We start from the raw sequence: 13,374 nt of genomic DNA on the forward strand, positions 1-13,374 counted from the left end.
GGCACCCCCTCGCGATCACCCCCCGGAGAACCCTCGTGTCCGACACCGACGACATCGACGAGCGTTTCAGAGCGCTCACGGCCCAGATCGACGACCGGGAACGCCGGCGGATGAACAAGGCCGCCACGCGGGAGTGGGCGCGGCATCCCCGCCTCCGGCGCCGCCGGAGGCTGCGGAACGCGGCGATCGCCGTGGCGGTCCTGGTCGCGGCGGCCGGGGTGTTCGTCTCCTACCGGCCGGATGTCGTCGACCAGGTCCGTACCGCCGTGTCCGGAGGTATCTCGGACCTGACGGCGGGAGATACCTCCGGTGCGGCCGGGACGAACGAGCCCGCCGAGACGGCACGGGCGGAGTCGGGGAGGCCCTCCCCCTTCGACGGCTCGCCCGCCCAGGAGTACGCCGACGGCGCCAAGGGACTGGTCATGCCGCCCGCCAGGGCGGTGGGCGGGCTGGGGCGCAAGGAGGTGGCCGCCGCCGTGCGGCACGCGAAGAGCCTCCTCACCGCCGCGCACCTGGACGAGAAGGTGCTGGCGGGTGGCAGGCCGGAGAAGCTGATCCGCCTGCTGGACCCGGAGCAGCGCGCGCCGTTCGTCAAGGGGCTCAAGAAGCCGGAGAGGAGGAAGGGGTACCACAGCCGCGAGTGGGTGACGAGCCTGGCGCCGGGAAGCGCCGAGTTCGTCACCCGGACCGTCAAGGTGGACGGCGAGACCCGGCTGTCGGCCTTCAGGGAGGACGGCCTCAGGGGCGTCCGGGTCAAGGTCAACTACCTGTTCGTGTACGCGATCCAGCGGCCGGGCCGCCCGGACACCGTGACGAGGCTCGTCGCCCACAACATCGGCGTCGTACAGGCGTGGCGGGAAGGTGACCGGCTGCGCTTCTGGGTGAACGAGTGGAACGGCGGGGGTGTGGCCCCCGCGCGGTGCGACGTCGACGACGGCTTCGTCCACCCCTTCTATCCGGACTCGCTGAACAACGTGGAGACGACCGGTCCCGCCGTGGATCCCTACTCCCGCGCCGAGGACGACACGCATCCGGGAGCCTGCCGGGAACTGAGGTCCGAGACGTGAGAGTCGGTAACGGAAAGACCCGCTATACCCGTCCGAAGCGGACTTGAGGACTACCGTGGAGGCGACGTTCGCTTAACACGGGTGAAACAAACGAGACACGGGGCGGTAACGGCACAGGCATACTTTCGGGCTGTCAGCCCGTCCCATGGGAGGTTCGCGTGTTCAACTCCGCCGACGACGTCCTGAAGTTCATCAAGGACGAAGGGGTGCAGTTCGTTGACGTCAGGTTCACCGACCTGCCGGGGACGACGCACCATTTCACGTTCCCCTCGGAGAACTTCGGGGCCGGCGTCTTCACCGACGGCCTCATGTTCGACGGCTCGTCGATCCGCGGGTTCCAGGCCATCCACGAGTCGGACATGCTGCTGCTGCCCGACCCGTCCACGGCCGTCCTCGACCCGTTCAGGCAGCACAAGACGCTCAACATCAACTTCTTCGTGCACGACCCGCTGACGGGCGAGGCCTACAGCCGCGACCCGCGCAACGTCGCCCGCAAGGCGGAGGAGTATCTCAAGGGCACCGGCATCGCCGACACGGTCTACTTCGGCCCCGAGGCCGAGTTCTACATCTTCGACGACGTGCGGTTCGAGACCAACGCCCATTCGAGCTACTACCACATCGACTCGATCGAGGGCGCCTGGAACAGCGGCAAGGCCCAGGACGGCGGCAACCTCGGGTACAAGCCGCGCTTCAAGGGCGGCTACTTCCCGGTCCCGCCGATGGACCACTTCACCGACCTGCGTTCGGAGATGGTCCGCAAGCTGATCGACGCCGGGATCGACGTCGAGATGCAGCACCACGAGGTGGGCACGGCCGGTCAGGCGGAGATCGACTTCCGCTTCAACACGCTGCTCAAGGCCGCCGACACCCTGATGCTGTACAAGTACATCGTCAAGAGCACGGCGCTGGAGCACGGCCACACGGTGACCTTCATGCCCAAGCCGATCTTCGGTGACAACGGCTCCGGCATGCACTGCCACCAGTCGCTCTGGAAGGACGGCGAGCCGCTCTTCTACGACGAGGTCGGCTACGCGGGCCTGTCCGACACCGCCCGCTACTACATCGGCGGCCTGCTCAAGCACGCCCCGTCGCTGCTGGCGTTCACCAACCCGACGGTCAACTCCTACCACCGTCTGGTGCCCGGCTACGAGGCCCCGGTCAACCTGGTCTACTCCCAGCGCAACCGCTCGGCGTGCATCCGCATCCCGATCACGGGCTCCAACCCGAAGGCCAAGCGCATCGAGTTCCGGGTCCCCGACCCCTCCTGCAACCCGTACTTCGCCTTCGCCGCCCAGCTCATGGCGGGCATCGACGGCATCCGCAACAAGATCGAGCCGGTCGAGCCGGTCGACAAGGACCTCTACGAGCTTCCCCCGGAGGAGGCCCGCAACATCCCGCAGGTCCCGGGCTCGCTCGACGCCGTGCTCGCGGCCCTGGAGGCCGACCACGAGTACCTGCTGGAGGGCGGCGTGTTCACGCCGGACCTGATCGAGACCTGGATCGCCTACAAGCGCGAGAACGAGATCGACCCGATCCGCCTGCGCCCGCACCCCCACGAGTTCGAGCTCTACTACGACGTCTGAGCCGCCGATCTTCCGACCCGGTCGAACGCGCCGGCCGGAACACCAGGGCGTCTCACGAAAGGCCGTCGAACGGCCCTCTCCGGAGGGCCGTTCGACGGCCTTTCGCATGCGCTTCTCCCCCGGCGGCATGTGTTTCTCCCCGGCGCTACGAAGGGCGCGGGGCCGCGATCCGAAACCCGGGACGGGTCACCGGTTTCCCGCGTGCGAGAAGTGATTCCGCTTCACCGGACCCGGGTCACCTCGTTGTTTCGGTGACAGACGGCGCCGGTCAGGCCGACTCCGGCGACCTGCTCACCTTCTCCGAGACATCGGGCGCCGTGGAGGCGGACGCCTTCGGCCTGGTGCCGGACGCCTTGGGCCATACACGGTAACGCCTCACCAGTATCGTGGCGATTGCCCCGCTCGCCACGCCGCTCACTATGAGGGACACGGTGCTGGTCGTTTCCCGGTCGACACCGAACGTGTTGGACACCAGCACGCCGAGCGCCCCCGCCACCAGCGCGATCAGCACCACGCTCAGCAGCGCGACCAGCATGGCCACCGCGATACGACGCCTGTCATTCCTGCCGCCGTTCATGAATCACCTCACCGGTCAGAGAATCTCCCCGTCGTTACAGCGAACACCGATTACCCAAGAATCGTCTTTTTATTAGAAATCGCGGAAAATTCGGTCTTTCACCTGAAAAAAGTATCTTTGAACTGCGGCGATCCGCCCCGCACAAGAAGTGACCGTGGGCGGGGAGCGGCCAACATGACATCCCCGCCCGGTGTTAGATCGCCGCCTGACAGGACAGAGGGGTGGGGCCGGACGCCGACGCGTCCGGCCGAAAGAACCACCAGCTGGAGGTTGTGCATGCTTGCTCAGACCACGCGGAAGGCGGCGCTCGCCGCCGCGGCGATGGCGACCCTCGTCGGCCTGGCCGGCGGTTGCGGGGGCGGTGGCGACGACGACGGGGACGACGGCCCCGACGTCGTCAACACGACGACCGGGCCCGGCGTGGACGACGACGGCGGCACGGACGACGACGGGGACGACAACAACTGACGACCCGCTCCTGGGAAACCGGCGTCTCCCGGAAGATCTCCCCATGGACGACGACAATTGACGCCCGGCCCCGGGACACGGACGGCGGCGCCTCCACATCGCGCCCCGGCACCGTACCCGGCGTCACCGCGACCCGCGTGCCCCGCACGCGGGTCGCCGCGTGTCACGACGCCCGTCACCCGTTCGCCCCGGTCCTGAACGGCCCGGCCTCCCCGTCACCGACCTCGCACGATATGGGGTAAATCAGCACACAACGCGCATCACCGGCTTGTTGGGCAGACTGGTCATGACCTACCGGGACCGACCAGGCGAGGTGACGTGGCAGCGGCGATCCGGGACGACGAGGCGAATTCCACGATCTCCCGGGCCGGGGAGCGGCCTTCCACCCCTCTCGGCCCCCTCACCACCCCCGTCGAACCTTTCGCACCTTTCGCACCTTTCAACCGTGGCCGGTTCCCCGGACGCCAGAGTCTCCCCGGGCTCCTCGCCCGCCTTCCCGGGTTCTCGGGGCCCACCGGCGATCACGGCCTCCCCCGGCGTCCCGCCCCTCACCGGCGCCGGAAGCGAGCCTCGGCGATCGTGCTCCTGGGAACGTTCCTGCTCCTGAGCGCCTCCGCCTGGACACCGACCCGGCCCGTCACCCCCAACCGGATCACCGCCATCGCGTACGCGATCGAGGCCGGGCGGCACCAGCCCGGCTGGCGGGGCGGGGAGATCCCCTACTCCTGGGGCGGCGGCCACGACGAGGACCCGGGCCCCTCCCTCGGTACCTGCCAGGGCTACCAAGGATCGATCAAGCCCTGTCCCGCCACCAGGACCCTCGGGCTCGACTGCTCCGGTCTCGCCCGCTGGGTCTACCACCTCGCCTACGGGCGCGACGTGCTGGGACCGGGCAACACCGACGACCACGTCAGGCGGCTCAAGAGGATCCCCGCCGCCGTGGCGAGGCCGGGAGACCTCGTGTTCTACGGCAAGGTCGGCAAGCGTAAAGTCAGGACCCACCACGTCGGCATCTACGTCGGCCAGGGCAAGATGATCAATGCACGGAGGACCGGGACCGAGGTGCGGATCGATCGCGTCGCGGCCCTCGACGACCTCGCCGGCTACTTCCGCTACGCGAGGACCCTCTGAGGACCCTCTGAGGTCCCGCGAAAACGGCACAGCGGGAACTCCCGCCGTTCACTAGGAGAGATATGCGCCTGGGCGTCATGTTCGACCGTGACCTTCCCCCCGAGTCACTCATCCCCTTCTGCCGCCATCTGGACGCGGCCGAGGTGGACGACGTCTGGGTGGTGGAGGATCTCGGCTGGACCGGGGCCATCTCGTCGGCGGCCACCGCGCTCGCCGTCACCGAGCGCCTCCGGGTGGGCATCGGGATCACCCCGGCGCCGCTGCGCAACCCGGCCCTGCTCGCCATGGAGCTGGGCAACCTGGCCAGGCTGCACCCTGGCAGGCTGGCGGCCGGGATCGGGCACGGCGTCCAGGACTGGATGCGCCAGGTCGGCGCCCTCGCCCCCTCGCCGCTGGCGCTGCTGGAGGAGACGATCACGGCGGTACGGGAGCTGCTGCGCGGCGAGACGGTCACCCTCCAGGGCAGGGCCGTACGGCTCGACGGGGTGAGCCTGGCGCATCCCCCCGCCGTCGTGCCGCCGCTGCTGGCCGGGGTGGTGCGGCCCCGCTCGCTGGAGCTGTCGGGACGGGTGGCGCAGGGCACGATCCTGCCCGAGGGGGTCGGCCCCCGGCAGATCGGGGACGCCCTGAAGCTGACCGGCGAGGGCGATCACGAGATGGTGGTCTTCGTGAACCTCTACCTCGGCGACGACCCCACGGTGGCCACCGCCCTGGCCGAGGGCACCGCCGGGTTCCTGAAGGTCGCCCCGGAGGAGGTCGTGATGGCGATGGGCTCTCCCGAGGAGGCCGCCGACCAGGTCAGGTCCCTGTGGGAGGCGGGTGCCCGCACGGTCGTGGTCCGCCCGTACGGGCCGGACCCGCTCCCCCAGGTGGACCTGCTCCTGGGAGAGCTCCGCTAGGAACGTCGCCCCGGAGCCGGGAACGGCCGCCCCGGAGTCAGGAGCGGTCGCCCCGGACTCCGGTGAGGCGGCGCAGGATGTCCCACCAGAACGAGGCCCCGAACAGCAGCGCGACCATCGTGAGCAGATAGCCGGGCCAGTGCCCGGGGGTGATGAGCCGGTCCCACCAGGCTCCGCCGTTCCAGTGGAAGGACGGATCGGCGGAGCCGTCGGGCGGGATCGTGACGCTCACGATCGAGTGATCGAAGATCTTCACCAGTGCCGGGGAGCTGAGGGACTCGGTCACGCACTGGTACGGCTCGGCGAGGCCGATCTCGCCGCCCGCGCACTTGTCCCTCAGCGCGGCGTACCCGTCCCCGCCGCCGCCCGCGATGGCGCTCACCCCGGCGCGGTAGGCGTTGTCGCGCAGCAGGGTCTTGCCGTACTCCAGCGCGTCCATGCTGAACGCCAGCGTCAGCACCACGCCCAGCGCGAAGACCACCCACTTGACGTAGCGGGCGTAGAGCGTGGACAGGCGCTGCATCTCCCCGTTGAACCAGTCCTCGACGCCCTTGCGGAACCTCGGCAGGTCCCGCTGGGCGCCCTCCCAGACGCCCTTGAGGTGGCCCGCGAGAGGGCTGTTGATCGCCTCCAGCTTGGCGAGCAGGCCGTCGATCCCGCCCTCCTCGGCGGCGACCAGCTCCATCACCGCGCCGGAGAACCGCTCGGGCGGGATGTTGGCGATGCTGGTACGGGCGCCCTTGGGATGGTCGATCTCCTGGAGCCGCTCGTACAGCCGCGCGGTCATGTCGACCTGCGGCACGGGCGCCTCCACCGGCCCCCCTGAGGCGGGCCCGCCATCCGGCGAGGAGCCGCCGGAAGGGCCGTCGGCGCTCTCCTCAGGGACGATCCCCTCGTCGATCTCCGCCGCGACCCGCTCCCTCGCCTCCTCGGCGGCCAGGACCGTGGCGGGGTCGACCCGCATCGGCTCGACCACCGAGGGCGCGGGGTCTGGGCTGTGCGCCGGGCGCGGATCGTCCTTGGAGAAGGGCAGCTTCGCGAAGACGTCGGCTATCTTCGACGGGATCCACGACCTGCCGTCCTCGGAGCCGTCCAGGGTGTCCCTGAGGTAGGCCCACAGGAACTTGCTGCGGATCCCGAGCAGCCGGACGAAGGCCTCGTTGATCCCGCTCACCAGGAGCGACAGGAGCAGGAAGGCCAGGATCAGGCCGATGGCCAGATCGATGTAAACAGATATCAAAAGGATCACCCGGGACCGTTGATACACGCACGCCCCCGGCGGCGCAACGCGATCACCAAAACAGGTCGGTTTTCGTGACCCGGGGATTCTTGTGACCAGGGTTTTCTTGACCCGGCCCGTTTTCGTGACCCGGCCCGGAGGATTCCCGCCCCCCAGGATTTCCGTGACCAAGGATTCCCGCGACCAAGGCGACACCCGCGCGAAGCAGGTGCCCCTCGGGCGCGGACCTGTCCTCACGATCCGCGCCGTACGTCCGCCCCACCCGCTCCCGGAAAACCGGACGCGCCCCGGACGAACAGGCACGCCCCGGCAAACCGGACGCGCCCGGGAAAGCGGTCGCGCCCGGGGAACCGGGCGGTGCGGTCCTCTCAGTCCTCGTAGAAGACGCGCTCCACGACCCGGCGGGCGCGCCGGGTGGCGCGGCGGTAGTCGTCCACGAAGTCCTCCGTACCGTCGGGCGGGTAGCCGAGGGCGCGGGCGATGAGCGTGCGCTCGCGGGCGTCCACCGGGATCGCGTCGGAGGCGCGGCCCCTCACCGCGACGATGGCGTCGCGGATGCGCGAGGCGAACCGCCAGGCCTCGGCGAGCACGGCCTCGTCGGCCTCCGACAGCAGGCCCTCCGCGACCGCCGCGCCCAGCGCCTCCAGGGTGCGGGTGGTCCGCAGCGCCGGCCGCGCCCCCGCGTGGCGGAGCTGGATGAGCTGGGCCACCCACTCCACGTCGGACAGCCCGCCGGGGCCGAGCTTGGTGTGCAGCGCGGGATCGGCGCCGCGCGGAAGGCGTTCGGCCTCCATCCGGGCCTTGAGCCTGCGGATCTCCAGCACGGCCGCGTCGGAGATGCCCTCCTCGGGGTAGCGCAGCGGGTCGGCCAGGTGTAGCAGGCCGACGCCGAGCTCGGCGTCCCCGGCGGAGAAGCGGGCGCGCAGCAGCGCCTGCGACTCCCACGGCGACGACCAGCGCTCGTAGTAGGCGGCGTAGGAGGCCAGGGTGCGGACCAGCGGCCCCGCCTTGCCCTCGGGACGCAGGCCGGGGTCGATGAGCAGCGGCGGGTCGGGGGCGGGCAGGGCGAGCAGCCGTCGCAGCTCGTTGGCCACCTCGAACGCCGTCTCGGTCGCCTCGCGCTCCGGCACCCCCTCCAGCGGCGAGTGGACGAACATCACGTCGGCGTCGCTGCCGTACGAGGACTCGATCCCGCCCAGGCGGCCCATCGCGATCACCGCGAACCTCGTGCCCAGCGGGGTGCGGCGCTCCATCTCGACCTTGTCGATGGCGGCGTCGAGCGCGGCCTGGATCGTCACGTCGTTGAGGTTGGACAGCGTCTGCCCGACCTCCTCGATGCCGATGATCCCGGACAGGTCGGCGACGGCCGTGCGGACCAGCTCCCTGCGGCGCAGCGCCCGGACCGCGGCCACCGCGCCCTCGGCGTCGCCGGGGTGGCGGGCGACCACGGTCCGGGCCTCGGACAGCAGCGTCTCGACGGGCCTGGGGGCGAGCTCGGTGTCCGAGCCGAGCATCGCGACCGCCTCGGGGGCGTTCATCAGCAGACCCGTCACGTAGCGGCTGGTACCGAGCATCCTGGCCAGGCGCGACGCCACGGCGGTCTCGTCGCGGAGCAGCCGCAGGTACCAGGGGGTGGAGCCGAGCTTGTCGGAGACCTGGCGGAAGCCGAGCAGCCCGGCGTCGGGGTCGGGGGCGTCGGCGAACCAGCCGAGCATCACCGGCAGCAGGGTCCGCTGGATCGCGGCCCGGCGGGAGACCCCGCTGGTCAGCGCGCTGATGTGGCGCAGCGCCCCGCCGGGGTCGGAGTAGCCGAGCGCCTCCAGGCGGGCCTTGGCGGCGGCCGTGGAGAGCCGGTCCTCCGACTCGGGCAGCCGGGCCACGGCCTGCAGCAGCGGCCGGTAGAACAACTTCTCGTGCAGGCGCCTCGCCTCCATGGCGTGCCGCCGCCACCTGGTGGTGAACTCCCCCACCGGGTCGGCGGTCATGCCCAGGCTCCGGCCGAGGCGGCGCAGGTCGGCGTTGCCCTCGGGCACCACGTGCGTGCGGCGCAGCCGGTGCAGCTGGATCAGGTGCTCGATCTGGCGCAGGAAGGTGTACGCCTCGGCGAGGGCCTTGGCGTCGTCCCTGCCCACGTAGCCGCCCCGGGAGAGGGCGCCGAGCGCGGGGAGCGTGGCGCGGCGCCGCAGCAGCGGGTCGAGGCGGCCGTGGACGAGCTGGAGCAGCTGCACCGCGAACTCGATGTCGCGCAGCCCGCCGGGCCCGAGCTTCAGCTGGCGGTCGGCCTCGCCGCCGCGGACGTGGGCCTCCACCCGGCGGCGCATGGCCTGCACGTCCTCGACGAACCTGTCACGGGTGGCGGCCTGCCAGACCAGCTCGTTCATGGCGGCGACGTACTGCTGGCCGAGCTCGGCGTCGCCCGCGACCGGCCTCGCCTTCAGCAGGGCCTGGAACTCCCAGGTCTTGGCCCAGCGCCGGTAGTAGGCGAGGTGGCTGGCGAGGGTGCGGACCAGCGGCCCGGCCTTGCCCTCGGGACGCAGCGCCGCGTCGACCTCCCACAGCGCGCCCTCGGGGGTGCTGGTCGAGCAGGCGCGCATCATGCCCTGGGCGAGCCTGGTGGCGAGCTTGATGGCCGAGTGCTCGTCGAGGGAGCCGTCGGCCCCCTCGCGCGGCTCGGCCACGAAGATGACGTCGACGTCGCTGATGTAGTTGAGCTCGCGCGCCCCGCACTTGCCCATGCCGATGACGGCGAGCCGTACCGCCCCCGCCTCCGGGTGCTCGGACCTGGCGATGGCGAGCCCCGCCTCCAGCGCGGCCCCGGCCAGGTCGGACAGCTCCGCGGTCACCCCGGACAGCAGGACGACCCCGGTGACGTCGCGCGCGGCGAGGTGGAGCAGGCGGCCCCGGTAGGCGGCGCGCAGCGCCGACAGGGTGGCGGTGGAGGCGTCGGCAGCCCTCGGCTCGGGGTCGTCCGGCTCGGCGCCGACCGCGAGCAGCAGCTCCGCGCGGAGCTCCGCCTCGGTCGGGCGGTCCACGGCCGTCGCGCCGCCGAGCAGGCGCCAGTGGTCCGGGTGCCTGACGACGTGGTCGCCGAGCGCGGCGCTGACGCCGAAGACGCCGATCAGCCGCTCGCGCAGGCCGGGGTCGGCCCGGAGCGCTCCAAGAACGCTGGGATCCTGCTCGGCCAGCCGGTTCAGCGAGGTGAGCGCGAGGTCGGGGTCGGCCGCGGCGACCAGCGAGCTCAGCAGGTCGATGTCACCGACGGCCTCGGGACCCAGTTCGTCGAGCAGCCGCTCGGCCCTGGCGCCGTCGGCGAAGCCGAGCCTCGCCAGGCGCCCGGCGGTCGTCTGCATCCGAGGCACGGTTTCCACCGACCCTCCATGGTCCTCGATCACAAGCACGGGTGCCCTTCCTCAATCCCTACCCCGAGCGATCAAAGGTGCACGCTCCCCGCGGTCGCATGGGCCTCGGTCCCCCCGGCGGGTGGGCGGGATCGGCGCGATTCGCCTCCGGATCCCCACCCTGGCCCACGTCTCAGGCTTTCGGAGCGTCGCCGCACAGGCTAATCCTGAAACTGTGCGGCGTCGTTAGCGGATTCGGAACGTAATCGCGCGGTCACGCGGTTTGGACGGCGATGGCGGCGGCGGCGAAACGCTCGGCGAGCGGCCTCCACGCGGCGACCAGGCCGTCCTCGACCGCCCTCACCTGCGCGTCGAGCTCCTCGGCCGAGTGGCCCAGGCCGGTCAGGGCGCCGGCCGAGCCGGCCGTCCATCCGGCGAAGACGTCGGGGGTGGCCTCGGGGTGGAACTGCACCGCCCAGGCGTTCTCCCCCAGCCGGTAGGCCTGGTTGGGGTACGGGTCCCCGGTGGCCAGCGGCACCGCGCCCGGGGGGAGCTCCGTGATCGCGTCACGGTGGTACTGCACGGCGGGGGAAGGGCCGAGACCGGCGAACAGCGGGTCCGCTCCGGCCGCGGGCAGCGGGACGACCTCGGTCACGCCGACCTCCAGTCCGTGCTCACCGCGCCCGACGGCACCGCCGCAGGCGAGCGCCATGAGCTGTGCCCCCAGGCAGATCCCCAGGGTCGGCACGCCCTCCCCGACACAGGCGCGGATCAGGGCGCGGGTGGCCGGCAGCCAGGAACACCGCTCGTCCTCCCAGGCCGCCGCCTCGCCGCCGAGAACGATCAGCCCTCCGGCGGCCCGCTCGGGCACGGCCTCGCCCAGGTAGGGCCGGACGACCTCGCAGACGGCCCCGGCCCCGGACAGCCATCCGGCGAGGAATCCGAGCCCGGCGTCGGCCTCGTGCTCGATGACGGTAATCCTCATACGGCAATTATGGTCTTATACAGGCACAAGGCGGTCACAGTCTGAAGGACACCCGGAGCCGCCGCGCGTCATGTGGGCCATGGACCTTGACCTCGGGCACGAACACCCGCCACCTTTACCCCAGCCACCCCAGCCACCCCGGCCATCTTGAAGGCAGCCACCCCGGCCACCCAGGCCATCTTGAGAGCAGTCACCCCGAAAGCCCCGCCCGAACACCCCGGCCCCGCCCGGGCCGAAGGCGGAACTCCCCGTTCGAGGAGGACCGATGAACCCCGTCCTGAGTGATGTCGAGGTCCCCGGCGGCACGCTGCGCGTCGCCAGGTTCGGCACCGGCCCCCGCGTGATCGTGGCGGTGCACGGCATCACCGCCTCGCTCATGGCCTGGGCCGGCGTCGCCCGCAGGCTCCCCGCCGAGTGGTCACTGGTCGCGATGGACCTGCGAGGCCGCGGCCGCAGCGCCGGGCTCCCCGGCCCGTACGGCCTGGCCAGGCACGCCGAGGACGTGAACCTCGTGGCCCGGTCCGCAGGCGCCGGGTCCGGCGTCGTGCTCACCGGTCACTCGATGGGCGCCTACGTCGCGGCCCTCGCCGCCGCGGGACACGACTACGCCAGGGTGGTGCTGATCGACGGCGGGCTCCCGCTGCCGATGCCCCCCGGCGCCGACCCCGACGCGGTCCTGGAGGCCACGCTCGGCCCGGCCCTCGCCCGGCTGGACCAGACCTTCCCGAGCGTCGACGCGTACCTGGACTTCTTCAGGGCCCACCCCGCCTTCGCCGGGGCGTGGACCGAGGACGTGGAGGAGTACGTCCGCTACGACGCGCGGGGGCCGGAGGGGGAGGTGCGCTCGCGGGCGCGGCGCGAGCCGGTCCGCGAGGACGGCCGGTGGCTGCTCACCGAGGGCGAGGCGGTCGGCGCCGCGCTGCGCGCGATCACCTCACCCCTGTCGCTGCTGCGCGCCCCCCGTGGGCTGCTGAACCAGCCGGTCGGCATGCTGCCCGACGAGCTGGCCTCCGCGTGGGTCAGGCGGCTGCCCGCGCTGGAGGACGAGGTGCTCGGCGACTGCAACCACTACACGATCCTCTTCGACGACCGCCCCGCCTCGCTGGTCGCCGCGCACCTCTCCCGGTAGGTCCCGGCGAGCCGGACGTGGGTCAGGCGGGCCGGGCGGGAGTGATCCAGGTGGCCTTGGCGGCGGCGACGAGGGTGCCGTCGGTCTCGTAGACGGCGCTCTCGCCGAAGAGCTTGCGGCCCTCGCGGCCGGCGGCGCGGGCGACGACGGAGTAGGTGCCGCCGGGGTAGATCCGGCGGTGGATCCGCGCGGTCAGGCGGCCGAGCAGGGCGAACTCGCCGGGCCCGAAGTGCGCCCAGCCGGTGGGGCAGTCGAGGGCGGCCCACAGGATCGCGCCGGGGACGGTGCCGTCCGCGTCGGTGATGGTCATCGGGACCCGCCAGCCCGCGGCGATCAGGTCGGTGCCGGGCACCGGGCCGGGGAAGATCCGCAGGCCGTCGCCGGGACCGCGCAGGCCGCACGCGAAGCAGCCGGGGAAGGCGTGCCCGACCAGGCCGACGAAGCCGCCCTCGGCCTTCGCGGCGTCGTTGAAAGGCACGAAGTCCGGGACGTCGAGCTTCTCGGCGACCGTGATGGCCTCGACGAGAAGCTTGTCGCCGTGGGTGAGGGTCGCGGTGTTGGCGAGGTGGCGCAGGGACAGCTCGGTGTCCAGCGGCGTGGGTGCGTGCAGCGTGACCTCGACGGCCGAGTCGGGCCGGGCGCCGTGCAACGCCTCCGAGACCGTGCCCGCGATCCAGCCGCCGTTCGCGGAGCCCTCGGGCCCACGGAAACGCGCCGGAACGGTCAGCACGGTCTGCAGCTCGGACGTCGTCGTCATGCCGCACCTCCTGTCGCCTTTATGGCGATCAATCCTCAGAAATCACGTTATTGGGACTGACCGATTTTATCGGACTGCTTGTACATACAGCCAACTCGGGATCTATGACGTCCTCATTAGCCGCAGGTAACGCCGGTATGACGTTCGAGGAGCCATCCTGGAGTACCTCGCCGGGTGACTCCCGCCACTCCCCGCCGCTC

The 13,374-nt window shown here is 71.6% G+C and carries 11 protein-coding genes; 6 read left to right on the top strand and 5 right to left on the bottom strand.

The features are described 5' to 3' along the window. Positions 1-35: 35 nt before the first annotated feature. Entirely contained in the window at positions 36-1,067 is a 1,032-nt protein-coding gene (locus tag ACSC1Q_RS03205; RefSeq protein ID WP_436757098.1) for a hypothetical protein, read from the top strand. A 158-nt stretch (positions 1,068-1,225) separates the two neighbouring features. Beyond that, complete coding sequence (gene glnA, locus ACSC1Q_RS03210) at positions 1,226-2,650, top strand: type I glutamate--ammonia ligase (RefSeq protein WP_329092704.1); 1,425 nt, start codon at positions 1,226-1,228, stop codon at positions 2,648-2,650. A 268-nt stretch (positions 2,651-2,918) separates the two neighbouring features. Here the strand turns inward: glnA and ACSC1Q_RS03215 are convergent, their stop codons facing one another. Continuing rightward, the gene (locus tag ACSC1Q_RS03215; RefSeq protein WP_436757099.1) at positions 2,919-3,227 is read right to left on the bottom strand and encodes a hypothetical protein; all 309 of its coding nucleotides are present in this window, start codon (positions 3,225-3,227) and stop codon (positions 2,919-2,921) included. A 276-nt stretch (positions 3,228-3,503) separates the two neighbouring features. On the opposite strand from ACSC1Q_RS03215, the gene ACSC1Q_RS03220 reads away from it, so the two are divergent. From ACSC1Q_RS03220 to ACSC1Q_RS03230, 3 genes are all read left to right on the top strand, one after another. Then, on the top strand, positions 3,504-3,695 hold the full coding sequence (locus ACSC1Q_RS03220) for a hypothetical protein (protein WP_436757100.1): 192 nt from the start codon (positions 3,504-3,506) through the stop codon (positions 3,693-3,695). A gap of 579 nt (positions 3,696-4,274) precedes the next feature. Next, positions 4,275-4,826 (top strand): C40 family peptidase, encoded by a 552-nt coding sequence (locus tag ACSC1Q_RS03225; RefSeq protein WP_436757101.1) that lies wholly within the window; start codon positions 4,275-4,277, stop codon positions 4,824-4,826. A 62-nt stretch (positions 4,827-4,888) separates the two neighbouring features. Next, positions 4,889-5,725: an LLM class flavin-dependent oxidoreductase gene (locus tag ACSC1Q_RS03230; RefSeq protein WP_436757102.1), complete on the top strand. Its 837-nt coding sequence runs from the start codon at positions 4,889-4,891 to the stop codon at positions 5,723-5,725. 37 nt (positions 5,726-5,762) lie between these two features. Here ACSC1Q_RS03230 and ACSC1Q_RS03235 read toward each other — a convergent pair whose 3' ends face one another. The 3 genes from ACSC1Q_RS03235 to ACSC1Q_RS03245 form a co-directional block, all read right to left on the bottom strand. Then, the gene (locus ACSC1Q_RS03235) at positions 5,763-6,965 is read right to left on the bottom strand and encodes a hypothetical protein (RefSeq protein ID WP_436757103.1); all 1,203 of its coding nucleotides are present in this window, start codon (positions 6,963-6,965) and stop codon (positions 5,763-5,765) included. A gap of 368 nt (positions 6,966-7,333) precedes the next feature. Beyond that, positions 7,334-10,315: a bifunctional [glutamine synthetase] adenylyltransferase/[glutamine synthetase]-adenylyl-L-tyrosine phosphorylase gene (locus ACSC1Q_RS03240; RefSeq protein ID WP_436757242.1), complete on the bottom strand. Its 2,982-nt coding sequence runs from the start codon at positions 10,313-10,315 to the stop codon at positions 7,334-7,336. Between the two features lie 262 nt (positions 10,316-10,577). Next, the gene (locus ACSC1Q_RS03245) at positions 10,578-11,288 is read right to left on the bottom strand and encodes a type 1 glutamine amidotransferase (protein ID WP_436757104.1); all 711 of its coding nucleotides are present in this window, start codon (positions 11,286-11,288) and stop codon (positions 10,578-10,580) included. Positions 11,289-11,553: 265 nt separating this feature from the next. Here ACSC1Q_RS03245 and ACSC1Q_RS03250 point away from each other — a divergent pair, with 265 nt between their 5' ends. Continuing rightward, positions 11,554-12,417 carry an alpha/beta hydrolase gene (locus tag ACSC1Q_RS03250; protein ID WP_436757105.1) on the top strand — a complete coding sequence of 288 codons (864 nt, stop codon included), beginning with the start codon at positions 11,554-11,556 and terminating at the stop codon, positions 12,415-12,417. Positions 12,418-12,439: 22 nt separating this feature from the next. Here the strand turns inward: ACSC1Q_RS03250 and ACSC1Q_RS03255 are convergent, their stop codons facing one another. Beyond that, a complete protein-coding gene (locus ACSC1Q_RS03255; RefSeq protein ID WP_436757106.1) occupies positions 12,440-13,174 on the bottom strand; it encodes a PaaI family thioesterase in 735 nt (244 codons plus the stop codon). Between the last annotated feature and the right edge of the window lie 200 nt (positions 13,175-13,374).

Source organism: Streptosporangium heterodermiicola (assembly GCF_051390675.1).
Classification (GTDB): domain Bacteria; phylum Actinomycetota; class Actinomycetes; order Streptosporangiales; family Streptosporangiaceae; genus Streptosporangium.

Bases quoted from the DNA above. Each gene is read 5' to 3' on its own strand.
- ACSC1Q_RS03245 (WP_436757104.1), bottom strand. From the start codon at position 11,288: ATGAGGATTACCGTCATCGAGCACGAGGCCGACGCCGGGCTCGGATTC.
- ACSC1Q_RS03215 (WP_436757099.1), bottom strand. From the start codon at position 3,227: ATGAACGGCGGCAGGAATGACAGGCGTCGTATCGCGGTGGCCATGCTG.
- ACSC1Q_RS03240 (WP_436757242.1), bottom strand. From the start codon at position 10,315: ATGCAGACGACCGCCGGGCGCCTGGCGAGGCTCGGCTTCGCCGACGGC.
- ACSC1Q_RS03230 (WP_436757102.1), top strand. From the start codon at position 4,889: ATGCGCCTGGGCGTCATGTTCGACCGTGACCTTCCCCCCGAGTCACTC.
- ACSC1Q_RS03255 (WP_436757106.1), bottom strand. From the start codon at position 13,174: ATGACGACGACGTCCGAGCTGCAGACCGTGCTGACCGTTCCGGCGCGT.
- ACSC1Q_RS03250 (WP_436757105.1), top strand. From the start codon at position 11,554: ATGAACCCCGTCCTGAGTGATGTCGAGGTCCCCGGCGGCACGCTGCGC.
- ACSC1Q_RS03220 (WP_436757100.1), top strand. From the start codon at position 3,504: ATGCTTGCTCAGACCACGCGGAAGGCGGCGCTCGCCGCCGCGGCGATG.